Origin of the sequence: Xanthomonas sp. JAI131, assembly GCF_013410075.1 — a bacterium.
Classification (GTDB): Bacteria; Pseudomonadota; Gammaproteobacteria; order Xanthomonadales; family Xanthomonadaceae; genus Xanthomonas_A; species Xanthomonas_A bonasiae.
The window spans coordinates 516,367-536,916 of sequence record NZ_JACCCN010000001.1; the positions used below are offsets into that span (position 1 = coordinate 516,367).

At 69.6% G+C, this 20,550-nt stretch carries 15 protein-coding genes and 3 tRNA genes; 13 read left to right on the forward strand and 5 right to left on the reverse strand.

Annotated elements, in window-relative coordinates:
• Window positions 1-150: 150 nt before the first annotated feature.
• Window positions 151-2,355 carry a TonB-dependent siderophore receptor gene (locus HDC36_RS02160; protein ID WP_225210093.1) on the reverse strand — a complete coding sequence of 735 codons (2,205 nt, stop codon included), beginning with the start codon at window positions 2,353-2,355 and terminating at the stop codon, window positions 151-153.
• A gap of 213 nt (window positions 2,356-2,568) precedes the next feature.
• Here HDC36_RS02160 and kdsB point away from each other — a divergent pair, with 213 nt between their 5' ends.
• From kdsB to HDC36_RS02190, 6 genes are all read left to right on the forward strand, one after another.
• Complete coding sequence (gene kdsB / locus HDC36_RS02165; protein ID WP_179564041.1) at window positions 2,569-3,354, forward strand: 3-deoxy-manno-octulosonate cytidylyltransferase; 786 nt, start codon at window positions 2,569-2,571, stop codon at window positions 3,352-3,354.
• Window positions 3,351-3,839: a low molecular weight protein-tyrosine-phosphatase gene (locus HDC36_RS02170; protein WP_179564042.1), complete on the forward strand. Its 489-nt coding sequence runs from the start codon at window positions 3,351-3,353 to the stop codon at window positions 3,837-3,839. The genes kdsB and HDC36_RS02170 overlap by 4 nt, the downstream gene beginning before the upstream one ends.
• Complete coding sequence (locus HDC36_RS02175; protein WP_179564043.1) at window positions 3,836-5,257, forward strand: hypothetical protein; 1,422 nt, start codon at window positions 3,836-3,838, stop codon at window positions 5,255-5,257. Before HDC36_RS02170 ends, HDC36_RS02175 begins: the two co-directional genes overlap by 4 nt.
• The gene (uvrC, locus tag HDC36_RS02180) at window positions 5,254-7,113 is read left to right on the forward strand and encodes an excinuclease ABC subunit UvrC (protein ID WP_179564044.1); all 1,860 of its coding nucleotides are present in this window, start codon (window positions 5,254-5,256) and stop codon (window positions 7,111-7,113) included. The genes HDC36_RS02175 and uvrC overlap by 4 nt, the downstream gene beginning before the upstream one ends.
• Before the next feature lie 9 nt (window positions 7,114-7,122).
• Window positions 7,123-7,758 carry a CDP-diacylglycerol--glycerol-3-phosphate 3-phosphatidyltransferase gene (pgsA, locus tag HDC36_RS02185; protein WP_179564045.1) on the forward strand — a complete coding sequence of 212 codons (636 nt, stop codon included), beginning with the start codon at window positions 7,123-7,125 and terminating at the stop codon, window positions 7,756-7,758.
• A gap of 36 nt (window positions 7,759-7,794) precedes the next feature.
• A tRNA-Gly gene (locus HDC36_RS02190) sits at window positions 7,795-7,870 on the forward strand.
• A 172-nt stretch (window positions 7,871-8,042) separates the two neighbouring features.
• Here HDC36_RS02190 and HDC36_RS02195 read toward each other — a convergent pair.
• Window positions 8,043-11,411: an ATP-binding protein gene (locus HDC36_RS02195; RefSeq protein ID WP_179564047.1), complete on the reverse strand. Its 3,369-nt coding sequence runs from the start codon at window positions 11,409-11,411 to the stop codon at window positions 8,043-8,045.
• A 449-nt stretch (window positions 11,412-11,860) separates the two neighbouring features.
• Here HDC36_RS02195 and HDC36_RS02200 point away from each other — a divergent pair, with 449 nt between their 5' ends.
• The 3 genes from HDC36_RS02200 to HDC36_RS02210 all read left to right on the forward strand — a co-directional run bounded on the left by HDC36_RS02200 (window position 11,861) and on the right by HDC36_RS02210 (window position 14,753).
• Window positions 11,861-12,016 carry a hypothetical protein gene (locus HDC36_RS02200; protein WP_179564049.1) on the forward strand — a complete coding sequence of 52 codons (156 nt, stop codon included), beginning with the start codon at window positions 11,861-11,863 and terminating at the stop codon, window positions 12,014-12,016.
• Window positions 12,017-12,353: 337 nt separating this feature from the next.
• A complete protein-coding gene (locus HDC36_RS02205; RefSeq protein ID WP_179564051.1) occupies window positions 12,354-13,178 on the forward strand; it encodes a glycosyl hydrolase family 18 protein in 825 nt (274 codons plus the stop codon).
• Window positions 13,179-13,220: 42 nt separating this feature from the next.
• On the forward strand, window positions 13,221-14,753 hold the full coding sequence (locus HDC36_RS02210; RefSeq protein ID WP_179564053.1) for a hypothetical protein: 1,533 nt from the start codon (window positions 13,221-13,223) through the stop codon (window positions 14,751-14,753).
• Between the two features lie 136 nt (window positions 14,754-14,889).
• Here the strand turns inward: HDC36_RS02210 and HDC36_RS02215 are convergent, their stop codons facing one another.
• Complete coding sequence (locus tag HDC36_RS02215) at window positions 14,890-16,143, reverse strand: hypothetical protein (protein ID WP_179564055.1); 1,254 nt, start codon at window positions 16,141-16,143, stop codon at window positions 14,890-14,892.
• Window positions 16,144-16,457: 314 nt separating this feature from the next.
• Here HDC36_RS02215 and HDC36_RS02220 point away from each other — a divergent pair.
• A tRNA-Gly gene (locus HDC36_RS02220) sits at window positions 16,458-16,533 on the forward strand.
• An 80-nt stretch (window positions 16,534-16,613) separates the two neighbouring features.
• Window positions 16,614-16,687, forward strand: a tRNA-Cys gene (locus HDC36_RS02225).
• A gap of 162 nt (window positions 16,688-16,849) precedes the next feature.
• Here the strand turns inward: HDC36_RS02225 and HDC36_RS02230 are convergent.
• Both HDC36_RS02230 and HDC36_RS02235 read right to left on the reverse strand, forming a co-directional pair.
• Window positions 16,850-17,956, reverse strand: a complete 1,107-nt coding sequence (locus tag HDC36_RS02230) for a 4Fe-4S dicluster domain-containing protein (RefSeq protein ID WP_179564057.1) — start codon at window positions 17,954-17,956, stop codon at window positions 16,850-16,852.
• A gap of 35 nt (window positions 17,957-17,991) precedes the next feature.
• Window positions 17,992-18,306: a hypothetical protein gene (locus tag HDC36_RS02235; protein ID WP_179564059.1), complete on the reverse strand. Its 315-nt coding sequence runs from the start codon at window positions 18,304-18,306 to the stop codon at window positions 17,992-17,994.
• A 227-nt stretch (window positions 18,307-18,533) separates the two neighbouring features.
• Between HDC36_RS02235 and HDC36_RS02240 the strand changes: the two genes are divergently transcribed.
• On the forward strand, window positions 18,534-18,968 hold the full coding sequence (locus HDC36_RS02240) for a group III truncated hemoglobin (protein WP_179564061.1): 435 nt from the start codon (window positions 18,534-18,536) through the stop codon (window positions 18,966-18,968).
• Window positions 18,969-19,039: 71 nt separating this feature from the next.
• Window positions 19,040-20,446: an oxygen-independent coproporphyrinogen III oxidase gene (gene hemN / locus HDC36_RS02245; RefSeq protein ID WP_179564063.1), complete on the forward strand. Its 1,407-nt coding sequence runs from the start codon at window positions 19,040-19,042 to the stop codon at window positions 20,444-20,446.
• Window positions 20,447-20,550 lie beyond the last annotated feature (104 nt).

Consider the following 20,550-nt stretch of genomic DNA (forward strand, 5'->3'; position numbering starts at 1 on the left):
GGCCGACTTGATGGCCGCCGACCTCGAACACGCCTCCGCCGCTGAAGCGCCAGCGCTTGGTCGCGTGCCGAGGAGCGGCTTGCAGCGCTCGCCAACGCCGTTCGGCGAGGCGGACATCGCCGCATCGCGATGTCCGCCGCGCACCCCCGCTCAGAACTTGTAGTTCAGCGACAGCGAGGTATTGCGCGGTGCGCCGTAATAGCCCTGCGCCCAGTACAGGCTGTTGATGTACTTGCGGTCGGTGACGTTGTAGACGTTGAGCGTGGCGCTGAACTGCGGGGTGAAGTCGTAGTGCGCCATCAACCCGAGCAGCGCATAGCTGTCCTGGCGGGTGAAGATCTCGTTGCCGCTGGTGTCCAGCGCCTGCTGGTCGCGGTAGATGTCGCCCTGCCAGGTCAGCGTCGCGCCCAGCTTCAGCGCTTCCCATTGCGGAACCGTGTAGGTGGTGGCGAGCTTGAAGGTGCGGCGCGGCACGTAGGTGCGCACGTTGCGGCCCGCGTCGTCCTTGAGGCTCAGCTGGGTGTAGCCGGCGTTGAGCTGCCAGTGGTCGCCGAGCCGGCCGGCGAGGTCGAACTCGTAGCCGGTGGAGGTCGCGTCCACCGCCTTGTAGGTCTGCACGTTGCCGATGTAGAGGTCGGTTTCGGCGGTGTTGTCCTGCTTGGCGCGGAACAGCGCGAACGAGGCGTTGACCCGCTGCTGCAGCCACTGGCCCTTGATGCCCAGTTCGGCATTGCTGCCGGTGATCGGATCCAGCACCTGCAGGTTGCGGTCCAGCTCGGTCTGCGGATTGAAGATCTCCGCATAGCTGGCGTACAGCGCGTAGTTCGGATCGAAATTGTAGACCGCACCGACGAAGGGGGTGGTCTTGCTGTCGTCGTAGACGTGCTGCACGCCGTAGTTCTGGCCGCGGCTCTCGATCTGCGTGTGGTTGACGCCGGTGATCAGCTTCAGCGCGTCGCTCAGGTTCCAGCGCGCGGTGGCGTAGGCGCTGCGGCGGATCATGTCGAATTCGGCGCCGGTCGGCGCGGTGGTGAACGCCGGCAGCGCGATGGCGCCGGTCCAGTCCTCCAGGCTGGGCAGCGCGAACCAGGCGCTGCTGTCGCTGGAATCGGGATAGGTCGAGATCTGCGAGACGTCGATGCCGGCCCATTTCACGCCCACCACCAGTTCGTGTTCGCGTCCGCCCAGGGCGAACGGACCGCTGGCGTAGAGGTCGGCGTACTTCTGGGTCTCGTGGCTGACGTAGCGCGAGGGATAGGAGTACAGCCCCAGCCCGGTGTCGCGGTCGGGCGTGCCGTAGACATAGAACAGGTTGCCGTCCGACTCCAGCTTGCGGTAGTTCAGTGCGGCCTTGAGCTGCCAGCCGCCGCCCAGCGCCTGCTGCAGTTCCACGAACGCGCGCTTGTCGGTGCTGTTCCAGTACGACCAGTCGGCCGAGGTGCTGGTCGAGCGCGCGTAGTGGGTGGCGCTGCCGTCGCTGTAGTACAGCGGCAAGGCGCCCCACATGCCGCCGTGCGGCTCGTTCTTCTGGTAACTGGCGCCGACGCTGAGCAAGGTACTGTCGCTGAGATCGGCCTCGACGATGCCGTAGACGCTGCGCTTCTTCAGCGAGTAGCGGTCCAGATAGCTGTCGCCGTCCTGGCCGGCGGCGACGATGCGCCCGCGCACGCGGCCGCTGCGGTCGAGCTTGCCGGACAGGTCGGCGTCCACGCGCCGCGTGTCCCAGCTGCCGGCGGTGACGCCGACGCTGCCCTGCAGTTCCTCGGTCGGGCGCTTGCGCACGAAGTTGACCGTCGCCGACGGGTTGCCGGTCGAGGACAGCAGGCCGTTGGCGCCGCGCAGCACCTCCACTCGCTCGTACATCGCGGTGTCCAGGTCGCCCTCGGCGCCGCCGTTGGTGAACGGCAGGCCCAGCCCGTCGACCTGGAAATTGATGATGTCGAAGCCGCGCGCGGTGTAGTAGGTGCGGTCGGTCTCGATCTTCTCGACGTTGACGCCGGTGGCCAGCGCCAGCACCGCATTGGCGCTGTCCAGGCCGAAATCGTCCATCTGCTCGCGGCTGATCGTGCTCACCGACTGCGGCGTCTGCAGCGGACTCAACACCAGGCCGGTGCCGGTGGCGCTGGCCGGCGGGGTATAGCCGTCGCTGCGCTGCGCCACCACCTGCAGCTTGTCCAGCAGCTTCGGTGCCGTGTCGCCGGCCGTGGCCGCATCGGCCGTGGCCGCTTCCGTATCGGCCGCGCTGGCGGCCAGCGGCGCGAGCAGGGCGGCAAGCGCCAGGCACAGGGCCTGGCGGCGGACGGGGAGGCGGGCCGGCGCGGCGGCAGACCAGGCGGAACGGGCAGGAAGGTTCATCGGGCGGGATCTATAGAATGGTGGGGGAGGGCGAAATGTCACGCGGCCGGCAGCGGACTGGAAACGGCGTGCAGTTGACGCCATTTGGTAGCCGCAGGTCGTCGCCGTTCTGGCGAATACGAACTATTCTCAATAAACGACAGGGAAAGAGCAACGCATGTTTCGGTTTGGTGAATTCCAGCGTTCAGCTATCGCCTCCGGCGCGAGCGCCCCATGAGCGCACCGCACGCGGCGCCGCCGCCCTTCGTCGTCGCCATTCCGGCGCGCTACGCCGCCTCGCGCCTGCCCGGCAAGCCGCTGCGCCTGCTCGGCGGCGAGCCGCTGGTGCGGCACGTGGCACGGCGTGCGCTCGGCGCCGGCGCGCAGCAGGTCTGGGTGGCCGCGGACGATCCGCGCATCGCCGCGGCGGTGGCCGATCTGGACGGGGTGCATGTCGCGCTGACGTCCGCGGCGCATGTCTCCGGTACCGATCGCCTGGCCGAATGCGCCGACATCGCCGGCTGGGACGACGCCACCCTGGTGGTCAACCTGCAGGGCGACGAACCGTTCGCGCCTGCCGCCGGCATCGTCGCGGTGGCGCAGGCGCTGGCCGACAGCGGCGCGGAGATGGCCACGCTGGGCACGCCGGTCGCCTCGGCCGACAGCCTGTTCGACCCGAACGTGGTCAAGCTGGTGCGCAGCGCGCGGGGCGATGCGCTGTATTTCAGCCGCGCGCCGATCCCGTGGCACCGCGACGCGTTCGCCGCCTCGCGCGAACGGTTGCCGCCGGGTCCGTGGCTGCGCCACATCGGCATCTATGCCTACCGCGCCGGGTTCCTGCGCCGTTTCGCGGCGATGCCGCCGGGCGGGCTGGAACAAGTGGAGGCGCTGGAGCAACTGCGGGTGCTGGAGGCCGGCTTCCGCATCGCGGTGGCGCTGTCGCCTGAGCCGTTCCCGCCGGGCGTGGACACGCCCGAGGACCTGGCCCGCGCCGAGGCGCACCTGCAGGCCCTGGCATGAAGCTGCTGCTGGTGTGCCTCGGCAATATCTGCCGCTCGCCGATGGCTGAAGGCGCGCTGCGCCACCATCTCGAGCGCTCGCCGCTGGCCGGCCAGGTGCAGGTGGATTCGGCCGGGACCGGCGACTGGCACGGCGGCGAGCCGCCGGACCGGCGCGCGATCGCCTGCGCCCGCGGCCATGGCGTGGACATCGCCGGGCTGCGCGCGCGGCAGCTGCGCGCGGCCGACTTCGCCGCCTTCGACTGGATCCTGTGCGCCGACGCGGCCAACCTGCGCGACGTGCGCCAGCGCGCGCCGGCCGCCGCGTTGGAACGGGTGGCGCTGTGGCTGCCGTGGGCCGGGGTGGACGGCCGCAGCGAGATCCCCGACCCCTACACCGGCGGCAGCGACCACTTCGAGGACGTCTGGCGCCTGGTGGACGAAGCGGCGGCGCGCAGCGTGGCGCGACTGTCCGCCGACGGCGGCTCCGGCATAATCGGCCGATGAACTCGATCGCCGCCCTGGAACTGCCGCAGCCCGGCACCTGGCTCAATGCCGCGCCGACCACGCTGCGCGAGCAGCAGGGCCGCGCGCTGGTGCTGGCCTTCGTCAACGCCGCCTCGGTGTGGTGCGCGCAGCGCCTGGCCGAACTCAGCCAGTGGCAGGCGCGCAATCCAGGACGCCTGCAGCTGATCGTTGTGCAGGTGCCGCGCTTCGACAGCGAGCGCGAGCCGCAGCGGGCGTTGAAGCTGCTGCGCAGCCAGGGCGTGTCGGCGCCGATCCTGCTCGACGCCGACTGGGCCGCCTGGCAGCGTTTCGACGTGCAGGCCTGGCCGACCCTGGTGCTGCTCGACGCCGGCGGTTACGAGCGCGAGCGCCTGGTCGGGATCGGCGGCGCCGATCTGGAAAAGGCGCTCAACGCGCTGTGCGCCGGGCAGTCGCTGCCGCTGGACGAGGAACTGCGCGATGCGCGCGAGACCCAGCCCGAGCCGCGCCTGCCGCTGCGTTTCCCGGTCGGCCTGGCGGTCGCCGAGGATCGCCTGTACATCGCCGACAGCGGCCACCACCGCATTCTCGAATGCACCACCGGCGGCCGCGTGCTGCGCCAGTTCGGGCTGGGCACCGCCGATTTCATCGACGGCGGCATCGGCGAGGCGGCGTTCCACCGGCCGCGCGGACTGGCGCTGGAACGCGGCGTGCTGTACGTCGCCGATACCGGCAACCACGCGTTGCGCCGGATCAACCTGCTCAGCGGCCACGTCGATACCCTGTGCGGCAACGGCCGTGCCGGCGAACCGGTCGAAGGGCCGGTGCAGCACGCGCAGCAGGCGCCGCTGAACCACCCGCAGGACGTGGTGGTGGCCGACAACCAGGTGCATATCGCCATGGCCGGCGACAACCGCATCTGGAGCTACGAACTCGGCAATCGCACCCTGCGCTGGCGTGCCGGCGCCGGCGCGCTGGAATTGCGCGACGGCAGCGGCCATCTGGCCGCGTTCGCGCAGCCGTGCAGCCTGGCCGCGGTCCAGCAGGCGCTGTACGTGTGCGATGCGCTGGGCTCGGCGGTGCGTTCGCTGCAGCTGCGCGGCGACCTGGTGCAGACCCTGCTCGGCGGCCAGGGGCCGTGGGATTTCGGCAACGAGGACGGCCCGCGCAGCCGCGCGCGGCTGCAGTTCCCGCAGGCGATCGCGCTGAGTCCGGAATCGCCGCTGCTGTGGATCGCCGACAGCGGCAACGGCAGCCTGCGCAGCCTGCGCCTGGGCGGCGGCGAGCTGTCGACCACCGCCCTGCCGCGGCGCCTGCACGGCCCGGCCGGGCTGGCGGTGAGCGCCGGTACGGTGTGGATCGCCGAGACCGACGCCCACGCCGTGTTGCGCTACGACATCGCCAGCGGCGAACTGAGCGACGTGCCGATCAGCGAATGACCGCATCCGCACTGCCCCCGTTCGACGGCAAGGCCTTCGCCGCCAACCTCAGTACCGCGCCCGGCGTCTACCGCATGTACGCGGCCGACGACACCTTGCTCTACGTCGGCAAGGCCGGCGCGCTGCGCAAGCGCGTGTCCAGCTATTTCAGCGCCTCGCCGAAGAACGCGCGGACCATGGCGATGCTGGCCCAGGTCGCGCGCATGGACGTCACCGTGACCCGCAGCGAAGGCGAGGCGCTGCTGCTGGAAAACCAGCTGATCAAGTCGCTGGCGCCGCGCTACAACGTGTCGTTGCGCGACGACAAGAGCTATCCCTACGTGCTGCTGACCCGCGAGGAATGGCCGCGGATCGCGCTGCACCGCGGCCCGCGCGCGCTGCCCGGACGCTACTTCGGCCCGTATCCCGGCGTCACCGCGGTGCGCGAGACGCTGAACCTGATGCACAAGCTGTTCAAGCTGCGCAGCTGCGAGGACAGCGTGTTCCGCAACCGCTCGCGGCCATGCCTGCAGTACCAGATCGGCCGCTGCAGCGCGCCGTGCGTGGCGCTGGTGCCGGCCGACGAGTACGCCGAATCGGTGCGCCGCGCGACGATGTTCCTGGACGGCCGCAGCGACCAGCTCGGCGAGGAACTGGTGCAGGCGATGCAGGCCGCCAGCGAGCAACTGGAATTCGAGCGCGCCGCGCGCCTGCGCGACCTGCTCGGCTCGCTGCGCAGCATGCAGAGCCGGCAGTACGTGGACGGCCGTGCCGCCGACCTGGACGTGCTCGCCTGCGCGATGCAGGGCGCCAACGCCTGCGTGCTGCTGCTGGCGTTCCGCGACGGCCGCAATCTCGGCACCCGCGCGTTCTTCCCCAAGACCAACGGCGAGGACAGCGCCGCCGAGGTGCTGGGCGCGTTCGTGTCGCAGTACTACGCCGAACAGCCGCCGCCGCGCGAGGTGCTGCTGGACCGCGAGATCGACGATGCGGAGATGATCGAGGCGGCCTTGAGTTCGGCCGCCGAACGCAAGGTGCAGCTGCGCTGGAACGTACGCGGCGAGCGCGCCGGCTACCTGGAACTGGCCAGCCGCAACGCGCAGGCCACGCTGGCCACCGAACTGACCAGCCGCAACGCGCAGCATGCGCGCAGCGAGGCCTTGCGCGAGATGCTGGGGCTGGCCGAGCCGGTCCGGCGCGCGGAGTGCTTCGACATCAGCCACACCATGGGCGAGGCCACCGTGGCCTCGTGCGTGGTGTTCGACGCCAGCGGCCCGGTGCGCAGCCAGTACCGGCGCTACAACATCAGCGGCATCGAGCCGGGCGACGACTACGCGGCGATGCGCCAGGCGATCGAGCGCCGCTTCCGCCGCGCCGCGGAAGGCGAGGGCAAGGGCGATGCGGTGCTGCCCGACGTGCTGCTGATCGATGGCGGCGCCGGCCAGCTGGCGCAGGCCAACGCCGCGCTCGCCGACCTGGGCGTGGACGGCATCCTGGTGATCGGCGTGGCCAAGGGCGCCGAGCGCCGCGCCGGCCACGAGACGCTGGTGATGCCGGACGGGCGCGAACTGCGCCCCGGTGCCGCCTCGCCGGCATTGCAGTTCATTCAGCAGGTGCGTGACGAGGCGCACCGTTTCGCGATCACCGGCCACCGCGGGCGGCGCCAGAAAGCGCGCATGACCAGCAAGCTGGAGGACATCCCCGGCATCGGTCCGCGCCGCCGCGCCAGCCTGTTGAAGCATTTCGGTGGACTGGCCGGACTCAAGGCGGCTGGCGAAGCGGAGATCGCGCGCGTGGAAGGCATCAACGACGCGCTCGCTGCACGAATCTACGCTAACCTGCACGGGCTGCCGGTGCCCGATCCGGCAGGCGAGTAGAGCAGCGCAATGAAGTTGACCATCCCCACCTGGCTGACGCTGCTGCGGATCGTGATGATTCCGGTGCTGGTGCTGGTGTTCTACCTTCCCTACACGTGGACGAACTTCGCCTCGGCGGCGATCTTCGGCCTGGCCGCGTTCACCGATTGGCTGGACGGCTGGGTGGCGCGGCGCTATCACCAGTATTCCGCGTTCGGCGCGTTCCTGGATCCGGTGGCCGACAAGCTGATGGTCGCGGTGGCGCTGTTCCTGATCGTGCAGGGCCACCCGACGCCGTGGATGGCGTTCTGGGCGGCGGTGATCGTCGGCCGCGAGATCGCGGTGTCGGCGCTGCGCGAGTGGATGGCCGAGATCGGCCAGCGCGCCAAGGTGCGGGTGGCGATGATCGGCAAGGTCAAGACCACCGCGCAGATGGTCGCGCTGCTGTGCCTGCTGTATTCGGTGATGCCCGACGGCTCGCCGCCGGAGAGCGTGTGGATGGGCCTGTTCATCTTCCACATCGGCGACTGGACCCTGGCGATCGCCTCGATCCTGACCCTGCTGTCCGGCATCCAGTACCTGCATGCGGCCTGGCCGAGCCTGCGCGCCGACGAGCGTGCCGCGGTCGCGGACAAGAATGCGAAAAAAATCGAAGGCAACAGTTGACAGCCTGCCGGTTCCCGGTAAAATTCGCGGCCTCAAGCGGGAATAGCTCAGTTGGTAGAGCGCAACCTTGCCAAGGTTGAGGTCGCGAGTTCGAGTCTCGTTTCCCGCTCCAGACGGTTTTGCAGGCATCCAGCGGATACCGGCGAAACGATGAAATCAGGACCTTCGGGTCCTTTTTTCGTTTCTGGCCGATGGCAGCGCAATGCGCTTGCGCGACGACGCTCCGCCCATCGGCACGGTGCTGCGCCTGGCGGGCGCCATCGCGCGAGCGGACGCGCCGTCCGCTACGGCGTCGATGCGGTCGTCGCGTCGATACGCCGCACCGGCAGCGCTTCGCGCAATTGCCGTAAATAGTCCAGGCCACCCCATTGCTGCACATCGCCCAACACATACAGGCGGCACTTGGCGCGTGTGATCGCCACGTTCAACAGGTTGGGCTTGCCTGCGGCCCAGGCACGCGCGCCTGCACCCTCCGCGCCCGGCGCGGTGCCGAGGACGAAGAACACGATATCCGCTTCCTTTCCCTGGAACGTATGCACGGTGCCGCATTCGATGCCGCTGACGCCGGCCTGCTTGATGTGGCTCCTGCAGGCCTGGGCGATCTTGCGGAAGGGCGAAATGACGAACACCTTGGCCTGCGTGTCCGGCTCATCCGGCGATCCCGACAGCACGCGTGCCGGCGTCTGCCGCAATTGCTCCAGGCACGCGAGCAGGTGAGCGATTTCGTCGCTGCAGACCGGGTGCTGGATCTGGCTGGACCGCACGTCCAGCCAGGCACTCTCGCCCAGGACGCAGGAGAACGCGATGGGCTGGGGTTGCCCGTGCTTGTCCACCCGGCCTTGCACCATCTGTCCTGCATAGGCGATGTCGTTGGCAACGGAAAACATCGGGTCGTCGCAGCGGCGATGCGTGCGCAACGGCATGCCGGTCCACAGGCGTTCCGGCGCATCGGCTGCGGCCGGATCGGATGCCATCGCGACCCATGAGCCGAAGGGCGTGATGCGATCGGCCAGCGTCTGCACGGATTCGTCGACCGGCGACCAGGTGCGGTCGACGCCATGCCGCTGGCGCAGGTCTTCGGCGAGGCTGAGCGGCACGGTGAAGACGGGTTCGATCTGCAGCGGGTCGCCCACGATCACGGCGCGGCGGCTGCGCCACAGGGCGCCTGCCGCCGACTGCGGCGTGGCCTGGCCGGCTTCGTCCAGCAGCAACCAGCCCAGGCTGTCCTGGCCCATGCCCAGGAACAGTCGGTCGAAGGAGGCGAGGGTGGTGGACACCACCGGCACGGCGAAGAAGAACGCGTCCCACAGTGCGGGGCGTTGTTCGACGGGGAGCTTGTCCCGCAGCGTGCCCATCAACATGCCGTTGACCGCGCGCAGATTGGCGATGAATTTGCCGGCGTTGGCCAGGATGCTCAGCCTGTGCAACTCCACCGCTTGCAGGAAGACCCGCGCACGCAGCTGGTCCAGCTCCGAATAGACCGCCACGCTGGCGCGTTGCAGGTCGGCGGGCTGCAGCTCCCACAGCTTGCGGTCCGGGAAGTGGCGGGCCCCCAGCGCGTAGCCGGCGTCCAGCGCCTGTCTGTGCCGTTGCAGGTCCTGGTCCAACCTGGCGCGCTCGGAGGACAGCAACTTCAGGCGCTCGTGCCGATGATCCAGCTCTGCCTGGCGTTGGGCGACGTCCTTGGCTTGCTGCGCAAAGGTCTCGGCGGACTCGGCCAGACGCCTGGCGGGCTCTTCCAGGGCTTGGCGCAATGCCGCCATCCGCTGCGTCTGGCGGCCGAACAAGCCCGATAGGCGATCCTGCAGGTTGGGCGTCGCTGCCGCTTGCCGCTGCGCGAGCAGGGCTTTGTGGGCATCCAGCATCGCGCGTTGATCCGACAGCGCTGCCTGCTGTCGGGAGAGGATCAGTGCGCTCTCGGCGATGTCGCCGGTCACGCGATCGATGTCGGCCTGGAGCGCAGCCAGGTGGCCATGCTCGGCATCCAGCGCCTGGGCCGCTCGCTCTGCGCGCAGCAACGCCTCGCGGTGTTGCTCGAACTCGGACAGCAGTTGCAGGAAACCGCGTTTGGCGGTTTGCCATTCTTCCTGATGGCGTCGGTAGTCGGCATCGGCGGCGACCTCGAGCAGCTGCTTCATCGACGGCGGCAGCGCTGCGGCCGGAGTGGCGCCAGCTGATTCCTCGGCTTGCTGCTGCGTCGGTTCCGCATCCTCGCCGGACGCCTCGGCGGTCTCGACCCGCGGCACATAGTCCTCGCGGAAGAACCCCTGGGCGAACGAGCGCCGATTGCCGGCGTTGCCCAGCGCCGCGGCGATCACGCCCCAGCCTTGCAGCGGCCGATCGTTGTCGTCCACGACCTTCTGCGCCTTGAATATCTCTGCCATGACCCCGGCGAAATAATCGACAGGGCCATACTCGTCCGCGATTTTCTTGCGTGCCGGCAACTCCTGGGTGATGTTCTTGACCGCGTTGTTGTTGGTGCTGGCGACCACGATGGAGGTGCCTGCGACCACCGAGGCCTTGAGCGGAAAGAAGCTCTTGCCGGCCACGCCGATCTTGTCCTCGAACAGGGCCGCAGGCCGGTCGAGCGCAGCGATCCGACGGGCGCGTTCGGTGACGATGTCGGCGACCACATCGCACAGCAGGGTGGTCTTGCCGGTGCCGGGAGGTCCATTGACGCCGATGACGCCATCGGCCGTTCCGAGCGTATGCAGCACCTGCGCGACTGCGGCTTGCTGCGCCAGTACCAAGGGGTGCCGCGACGACGCGGGCCAACGTGCGCTGGGCAGATGCGCCGCGCTCACCAGCTTGGCCATTGCGGCATGCTGTACCAGGATGTCGGTACGCTGGTGCTGCTCGAGCGCTGGTCCCAGGTAGGCGCTCAGCGCCGCGCCGAAGGGGCGGCCGTTCTGTGCCTGGGCAATCAGGCGATCGAGGTCGTCCAGGTAGAACGAATTCAGGAAATCGGTGGCGGCCTGCAGGCTGTCGCTCAGGTAGCGGCGTTTGACCCGGCTGCTGCGCACAACCACCCGCCAGTCCAGGGCTGGCTCGTCGGTGTCGTTGCCTAGCAACTGGCGCACCAGCTGCAACTCGGTCTCCAGCTCGTCCCAGGTCAGCGACAAGGCCGTCGCGCTCTCGCTCGCCGTGCGCGGAGCGGAGGCATCGTCGATCTCTTCGAGGCGGTGGCAGCGCTGGGCGAACTCGTCGCGCGCACGGCCCAGGCGCGCATTGACGTTCTCCAGCGTGTTGCTTTGCCGCAATGCCTGCACGCCGTGGGCGAAGCTGGCAGCCAGGTAGCTGTCAGGCTTGGGACGACCGTCCTCGTCGACGACGAAGGCGGCCAGCCAACCGTTGCCGGTGACGCGTTGACGCTCGCGCTCGCTCAGGTCGCGGCCGGGGAAGAGCGCGCGCAACAGCAGCCGAGAAAGAGCATCGGTATCGGCGACGCCGAGATAGACCACATGGACGTAGCCGTGTTCTGCCGTGGGCCTGAAATCGTGGCGATGCCAGGGCAGCGACTGGCCGTGGCGAAGGGTGGTGATCTTGGTCTGGCCGGTGGCATCCCGGGCCGAAGGCGCGGTAGGGATGTTGAAGACTTCCAGGTCGCGCCAAAAACCGAGGACGCGAAGGGGTTCGCTGGCCGAATTACTCAAGGTCTCACTCCATTCAAGACACATCGGCGCGTTTCCTGCGCCTGCACGGGTCCTTGCCGGTCCCGCCGATGACAAAAGCAATGCGCTTCGAGCATAGCGCTTCCGAATTCGCCCCACCATGCAGTGGTCCGCAGGATGCCGTGCGCAGCATCGCAGTCTGGAGCGGTGCGGCGCCGGATTGTGGCGTCTATCACGCCGGCTATCGGCATGTGGTGCCGCGTGGGGCGCCGGTCGCATGGATGGTTCGATCCAGACGCGGGGAGTTTATCCATCTGCGGCACCTCGGGCGCGGCCTGGCGCCAGCTGCGCGCCAGGCCGGCGGTGTCTACTGGACGCCAGTTGCGCGGGACGAATCGCCTGCCGCGCGTGCTGCGGCCGGGTGTGCTTGAAAATGCCCGTGCGCGATCGCAGTGTGGTCGGCGTGTGTCCTTCGTTCTTTCTTCGTTCGCATGGCATGGGAACGGTGGCGGTCCGAAGGCGGCGGCCTGTACCGCCATGTGTGGCTGCTTGAGCCTGCGCCGTTGCCGATCGTCAGCGATGGCGTGCACGCCGATCCGCGCCTGGGCGAGGGCGGCAAGGGCGTATCCCGGCCAACGTCGCGCTGAACAGCATCGGCGATGCCGCGGCGCAGGCGCAGCTGGTGACCGTGGCTACTGAGGCCGGCGGCGCCGGCCCGCATGCGCGCCGGCTTCGCGACTGGGATGGCTGTTCCGGAGCCGCGCAGTGTCGACCGCGCGCGCCGCGATCTGCGCTAGGTTCGGCCAGGCGGCATTGCATCGCGTGCAGGCGGGTGGAGGAGGCGGCGGCGTTGCAGCCGCAGCGACCCGGCACGAGCAAGACACGACAGACGTTTGCATCGGGACCGGAACGGTCGCGGCGGCAAGCGCATGCGCGGATGCCGGTCGCCCGGCGCACATCCATCTCACCGCTGCAGGAGCCACCATGAACTTCGAGATCGCGACCTGGTACGACACCTGGAACGGCACCGGTGCCGACAATCTTGCGCAGGGCAAGGTGCCGCTCGGCTATGCCAGCCGCTACAACCTGGCCTTCGGCATATTCGTCGAGACCGGCAACGGCTATACCCTGGACCTCAACGCGCAATTCGCCGCGCAGAACCTCGATCAGATCAAGACGCAGGCGCCCGGTGCGCTGATCTATGCCGGCGTCGGCGACACCGGGCTGGTGGCGACGGTGGCGGACAATCGCGACAACGCCAACCGTTCCGCCGCCAACATCGTGGCCTATCTGCAACAGCAGGGCCTCAACGGCATCAGCATCGATTCCGAAGGCGACGGCATGTCCTCGGTGGTGGAGCTGGTGACGCAGCTCAGCCCGAGTTTCAAGGCGGCCGGGCTCGGCATCGCGGTGTCGGTGCCGTGGCCTGCCGGTGGGCCGGTCGCGCTGTACGGCGACGGGGCGGTGGCGGCGTTCAACCAGTACGTGGATGCCGCCGAATTGCAGGACTATTCGTCCTCCGGCACGCCGCAGGATGCGCAGGTGTGGATCCAGGCCGGGGTGCGCGCCGACATTCTGATGGGCGGGGTGGCCACCGAGAACGGCAACGTGCAGACCTCGCTCGAAGACACCGCGGCCTGGACCAGCTACGCGTTGCAGAACGGCTTGCGCGGCATGTTCAGCTGGAGGCTCGACAACGACCATGGCCAGGACGGCCAGGAAGAGGACGTGGACCCGACCTTCACCGGCGCCAAGACGATCTACGACACCGTCCATGCGCAGCGCGGCGCCGCGGACCCGCTGCGTTAGCGCGCTTCGGCACGGCGGCAGTACGCCGCCAGGCCTGGGTGCATGCGTGGCACGCTGCACGCCGCTTGCATCGTCGCGCGCACGATCGGGGCGTCATGCGTCGCTGGATATACTCCAGCGGCGCAGACGAGAGAGAAGACCGAGGACGTGAGTGCCAGCCATGACGCCTACGCGGATCAGATTCGCTACCTGACCGAGCTGGGGCCGCGTGCGTCCGGTACGCCGGCCCACAATGCGCTGATCGACCATGTGGCGACCGCGTTGGCCGAGCTCGGCCTCGACGTGCGGCGCGATCCGCACACGTTCGAACGCTGGGAGGTCGACCGGGACGCGCTGGCGCTGCAGGTGGGGGAACGCCGCATCGCGATCGCCTCGGCGTGGCCTTATTCGGGCGAAACTCCGCGCGAAGGCACGACGGCGCCGCTGGTCCTGCTGCGCGGGCGACGCAAGCACTGGCGAGCGGCCGCCGGCAAGATCGCGGTGATCGAAGTGCCGCACATCGCGGTGCCGACGACGCTGTTGGTCGAGGCCTGGGACGGGCCGCTGCCGTTCGACCGGGTCTTCAACCCGATCATCAGTTCCGAACTCGCCGGCACCGATCTGGCCAAGGCGAAGCGCGCGGGGGTGCTCGGCGTGATCGCGGTCTGGCGCGGCCTGCCCGATGCGGCCGCTGCGGGTCAGTATCTGCCTTTCACCCGCGGCTATCAGGGACTGCCGGCCGTCTGGGTTGCCGAAAGCCAGCGCGCGCAGCTGCTCGCCGCCGCCGAACGCGGCGCTGTGGCCACGCTGACCGTGAGCGCGAGCAAGACCGCGAACGCGCGCATGGAGACGCTCTGGGCCATGTCGCCGGGAACCGGTCCGCGGGCCAGCGAGTCGGTGCTGGTCGTCACCCACAGCGATGGCGGCAACGCGGTCGAAGAGAACGGCCACATCGGCTTGCTCGCGCTGGCGCGCGACGCGGTCGCCGCGCCGCACGAACGCAGCATCGTCTTCGTCTACACCGCCGGCCACCTGCGTATGCCGGCCGTCACCGCGCACGGCCAAGCCACCACCGCCTGGCTCGAGACCCACCGCGACCTGTGGGCCGGAACACCTGGCGGCTATACCGCGGCCGCCGGTCTGGTCATCGAACATCTGGGCGCAAAGCACTTGCGCATCGATGCCGCCACCGGGCGCTACGCGTCCGACGGCACGCTCGAACCCGAACTGTTGTACGCCACGACACCCGAACTCGCCCGGCTCACCCGCACGCTGTGGCGTGGCGCAATCGCCGATGCAGCGACCCCGGTCAAGCCCGGCGCGCTGCTGCATTTCGGCGAAGGCGAGCCGCTGTTCCAGCGGGGAATTCCTGCGGTCGCGCTGGTCACCGGTCCGGAGTACCTGCTCGCCGAGTGCGAAGGCGACCTGGTCGACATCGACGCGCTCGCGCGGCAGGTCGACAGCTTCCGCCGGCTGCAGCAGCACTTGGCCGGCAGTATCGATCGGGAATCCTTCGGCAAGGTCGCGCTGCCCGGCAAATTGAAGAAGGCGCTGGCGGCCGTCCGCGTCGGTGTGTTCCTGCTCCGGCGCCGTTGAACGCGCGCCGGCGGCGGAGATACGGAGCGTTCGCTGCGGATGCGGCCTGTCGATGCACGTGACCCTGTAGGAGCGGCTTCAGCCGCGACGGGCGTTACCGGTACGCCCGTCGCAATCGCAGTACCCGACCGCTGCGTCAGGGCAGCGTCGCAGCCTCGCGGAAGCCCGCCCGTCCGCAGGCGGCATCGTAGGCGTAGTCCGTCGCAGCGAGTACGTGGCGGCCACTGTTGATGTGCGCGGGCGGTGCGTCGAGCGGTCCGCGCCACTGCACACTGTCCGGTGTCGCCGGTGCGGTGCCCCCGACCTTGAAGCCGTAGCTGAAGACCGGATCCCCGGCCGGACCGATGGCGAGCGTCATCTGCGTTCCTTCCGGTACCACCAGCGAGGTGGCCGCAGTGGCGTCGGAGGCGCGGCCGGACGTTGCGCTTGCAGGCTTTGCGGGTGTGGTCAGCTTCTGCTGCAATTTCGCCGGGGCAGGCGGTTGTTTGGTTGGGGTCAGCATCATGTAAGCGATGCCGGTATCCGGCAGCAGCTTGCCGCAGACCTGGTAATCGCTGCCGCTGGCCGGAAAACCGGCGCATGCGTTCGGCGCCTGCCAGTCGGCGCCACCGGCGGCACTCGCCGCGGCGCGCTGCAGCGGAATCAGCGAGAAGCCGCGCAGCGCCTGCTCGCTGACGCCCAGGGTGATGCCCGACGCGCTGACGATGTAGCCCGGGCTCATGTTGCCGGTACGCATCTGCACGAGGTTGAGAAACGGATTGCGTGCTGCCGCGACGCCGCGGTCGTAGCCCACGCCCATCATGCCGAAGTCGGGAGAGATCGTTTTGCAGTTCTTCAACGTCTGCGTGCCGCCGCTGCTCAGGGCGAGGGTGTTGTTGTAGGCCGCGCAGTTGTCCGGCGCCTGGCTCAGCGTCTTCGCCGACCCGGGCGGCGTTCCCTTCGGAATCGTGGCGACGTCGCAGGTGCATTGCGCCGCCAGGACCTCGATCGCGTCGATGCGCGCCGCGGCGCTGTTGCCGTCGGCCGATACGCCGAGCCGCATCGGCACCTGCACGTACTTGCCGGGGTGGTACTGGCTGTTGCTGGAATAGAAGATGTAGCCGAGCTTGGTCGAGGCGTCCCAGGCCTGCTGGATCGCCGCGCTGAGCGGCACCACCACGCCGGTGGAGCCGGTGTCCACTTCCAGGACCTGGCTGGCGGCAGCGGCGGAGGTCGCCGAGGCCGGCGGCGTGCCGACCTGCACCCGCACCTGATAGGCGTATTTCGGCATGTTCTGCGAGACCAGCGGCAAGCGCAGGGTCTGCGTCTGCAGCCGGCAGGATTGTGCCTGCGCGGCGCCGGCCGCGGCCAGGCAAACCACCGCGGCGCTGCAGCGTGTCCATCGGTTCATGGCGATCCCTCGTATGGATGTCGCTGCGATGCTAGGGGCATGGCCGGCGCAGGTGCGCAGCGACGCATGCACGTCCAGGCACTTGTCTACCGCGATGGGCGAGGCGCTGTGGTGGAGATTCCAGTCCGCGCTCGCGCCGGCGGCGCCGCCGATGCGGCAGCGGTCTTCGCCGGGGCAGGCGCCGCCGCGCGCCGCGGATCCGGTGCGGATGGCCCGTCGCGCCGTGCGCCATGCCACGCGAACGCCACCGTCGGATTTTTTTGTCGGAAGGCTGGCGCAATGCGCAGGAGGGCTGTAGAATGGCTGGCTCCCAAGCGGGAATAGCTCAGTTGGTAGAGCGCAACCTTGCCAAGGTTGAGGTCGCGAGTTCGAGTCTCGTTTCCCGCTCCAGATTCAGACAGAGCCCCGTCAGCGGGGCTTTGTTTTGTCGGACACCGCTGTTGGCGGTTTCGGCTAGAATTCAGTCCACCGGCCTGGTGGCAGAGTGGTTATGCAGCGGACTGCAAATCCGCGTACGCCGGTTCAATTCCGACCCAGGCCTCCATCTGCACTTCGACGCCCGGTAGATCCACGATCTACCGGGCGTTTGCGTTCGTGGCTGCCCGATCTGGCGGGCGCTCGCCGCGGTGGATCGCCGCCGCGCTTGCCGGGCCCTTTTGCTGCGCGCCTGGAATGCCTGTCGTTCCCGTCGCCGACGGCGTGCCGGTCAGGCAGCCGCGAACAACGCCGCCAGCAACGCGGCCAGCAGCAGGGCGACGCCGGTCAGCAGCCGCGGCCGCAGCCTGCGTGGCGGCTGACGCTCGATCGCGTTGGCGCTGGCCCAGCGCAGCAGGCCGTGGGCGAAGCCGTGGCGGTCCATGCTGCGGTCGCAGGCGTCCACGCAGGCGCCGCAGGCGGTGCAGGCGTAGTGCGGGCCGTTGCGCAGGTCGATGCGCGCGGGACAGGCGTCCACGCAGGCGCTGCAGTCCACGCAGTCGCCGAGTTGCGCGTCGGTGAACTTGGGCAGGGTGCCGGCGTAGGTGGCCAGCGCGTCGCCGCGGTGGCCGCCCTGGCCGGCGAGCCGGGCGATGCTGGCGCGCAGCGCATAGTCGCGCGCGGTGCAGGCGTCGAGCAGGCGCCGCCCGCGCTGGGCGACGCTGCCCTGGCCGCAGGCGCGCGCGCCGCGCGGCTCGCCGCGCATCGCGTCGTAGCCGATCAGGGGCGTGTCACGATCGCACAGCAGCGGCTGCAGCCGCGCATAGGGGCACAGGTAGCGGCACACCTGGCTGCGCAGGAAGCCGGCATTGCCCCAGGTGGCCAGGGCGTAGAACAGCACCCAGAAGCTTTCCCAGCCGCTCCAGGCGAATGGCCGCAGTCGCGCGACCAGGTCGGCGATCGGCGCGAAGTAGCCCACGAAACTGATCCCGGTCCACAGCGCCAGCGCCGCCCAGACCACATGCCGCGCGGCCGCCGGCCACGCGGCGAAGCGCCGTTCCAGCCAGGCGAAGGCATGGCTCCAGACCGATTGCGGGCAGGCGAAGCCGCACCACACCCGTCCGGCCAGGGTGGTCGTCACCATCAATGCGGCGGCCGCGGCGAACAGCGCCAGCAGCAGCCAGCCGACATCGTGCGGCCACAGGGTCAGGCCGAACAGGTCCAGGCGCCGCGCGGGAAGGTCGAAGCGCAGCGCCTGGCGGCCGTCCCAGCGCAGCCACGGCAGCAGGTAGAACGCGGCGAACAGCAGCCACAGGCTGCAGCGGCGCAGGCGCGCGTAGCGGCCGCGTGGCGGTGCCGCGGCATCGGCGGCGCCGTGTGCGGCACTAGCGTCGTGCATGCGCAAGGGAATGCCGCGGGGTATCGGCGTTCCGCTCACGGCAGCGACTCGTCGTCGTCTGCAGCGGCATGCGGCGCCGGCCGCAGCAGGAACCCGGTCAGCACGCTCGAGCTCAGCGTGGCCAACCAGAACATGAAAAAGCCCAGCGTGTAGCCGAGTTCGCGGCTCAGCGGGCGGCCGGGGAAGGTGATGTCGCGCAGCGCCAGCGGATCGACCAGGGCGAAGAACAGCACGCTCATCGCGCCGGCGACCAGGAAGCTGGGCCACAGGATCACGCCCAGCCGCTGCACCAGCGGGCGCGGCGCGGCGGCATCGAGCGGATCGAGCAGGGGGTCGTCGCTGGGCGTCATGACGGGCGGGCTCCATCGCGGAAGGGGAGGTGCGGCATGCGCCTGGGTGGTGCCACGCATGGGTTGGCGCCGCCCGCACGCGGTCGCGCCGCCGCTCCCCGTCGGCGTCGGCGCAGGCGCATGCCGCCCATGCAGACTAGGCAGTGCGGCGCGTGGCGACATTGATCCTGATCAAGGCCGGGCCGCGGCGGCTGCGGATACTGGCGCCATCGAGCAGGAGCACCGACATGCATGACCACATCGCCACATTGCCGTTGCCCGGGCCGGACCTGTGCAGCGAAGAGGAAGTGAGCGCGCTGGTGGACGCGTTCTATCGCCGCGTGCGCGCCGACGCCGACCTGGCCGCGGTGTTCGCCGCGCATATCGAGGACTGGGACGCGCACCTGCTGCAGCTGACCGATTTCTGGTCGGCGATGCTGCGCGGCACCCGCCGCTTCCGTGGCGCGCCGATGCCCAAGCACATGGCCATGCGCGAACTCAGCGACGTCCTGTTCCAGCGCTGGCTGGGCCTGTTCCGCGCCACCACCGCCGAACTGGACAATGCGCCGATGCGCCTGTTGGCCGACGACATCGCCGCGCGCATCGCCGACACCTTCTGGCGCCGCCACCAGATGAGCTGGCGGCCGTTCGAGCCGGCGACGCCGTTGTCGCCTGTCGAGTGACGCAGCGGATCGATCCGGCGGATTGATCCAGGTCAAAGCGGCCTGCCGCCGCGCCGCGCATGCTGGCCGCCATGGACATCCTGACCGCCTCCGATCCCGCCGCCACCTGGACCTTCGACGCCGAGCTGCTGCGCCGCTACGACCGTCCCGGCCCGCGCTATACCTCGTATCCGACCGCGCCGCATTTCCAGGCCGGCTTCGGCCCGGTGCAGCTGTTCGCGGCGGTGCAGGCCAGCGATCCGACGCGGCCGCTGTCGCTGTACGTGCACGTGCCGTTCTGCCGCAACCCGTGTTTCTACTGCGGCTGCAACCGGGTCATCACCCGCGACACCGGCAAGGGCCGCGCCTACGTGCAGCGGGTGTTGCGCGAGGCGGCGATGATGGCCGCCTGCCTGGATACCGAGCGCGAGGTGGTGCAGTTGCACCTGGGCGGCGGCACGCCGAATTTCCTGGCGCCGGAACTGCTCGGCGAACTGCTGCAGGGCCTGCGCGGGCTGTTCCGCTTCAGCCAGGCGCCGGACCGCGACATCTCCATCGAACTGGATCCGCGCACGGTGACGCCGCAGGACATCGCCGCGCTGGCGGCGCTGGGGTTCAACCGCGCCAGCCTGGGCATCCAGGATTTCGATCCGCTGGTGCAGCAGGCGATCAATCGCCGCCAGGGCGTGGCCGAGACGCTGGACATCCTGCGCGCCTGTCGCGTGCAGGGCATGCGCTCGGTCAACGTGGACCTGATCTACGGCCTGCCGCGGCAGACCCTGGCCGGCTTCGAGCGCACCCTGGACACGGTGATCGCGGCGCGCCCGGACCGCCTGGCGGTCTACGGCTATGCGCACATGCCGCAGTTGTTCAAGGCGCAGCGGCGCATCGCCGATGCGGACCTGCCCGACGCCGAGCACAAGCTCGCGCTGCTCGGATTGGCGGTGCGCAAGCTGTCGGCGGCCGGCTACCAGTACATCGGCATGGACCATTTCGCGTTGCCGCACGAAGACCTGGCGCGCGCGCAGCGCCAGGGCGGGCTGCACCGCAATTTCATGGGCTACACCACGCATGCCGACACCGACCTGCTCGGCCTGGGCGTCAGCGCGATCAGCCGCATCGGCGACAGCTACAGCCAGAACCAGCGCGAGTTGCCGGCCTGGGAAGCGGCGGTGGATGCCGGCGACAGTCCGGTGCTGCGCGGCCTGCGGCTCAGCGCCGACGACGCGCTGCGCGCGGAGCTGATCCAGCAGCTGATGTGCCAGGGCCGCGCCGATGTGGCGGCGCTGGCGCAGCGCCATGGCATCGACTTCGCCAGCTATTTCGACGAGGAGCTGCAGGCGCTGGCGCCGCTGTGCGCCGATGGCCTGGCCGACTACCGCGACGGCACGATCCAGGCCACCGCGCGCGGGCGCCCGCTGCTGCGCCTGATCGCGATGTGCTTCGACCGCTATTTGCGCCAGCCGGCGCAACCGGCGCGCTATTCGCGGGCGATCTGAGCGCCGCGCGGAGTCACCAGGTTCACCGTTGCCGAATGGCATCCCCGGCGCCGTCGTGGCGGCGACGCCGGGGTTCTTTTCGGGGGCCGCGCAGGAGCCTGCTG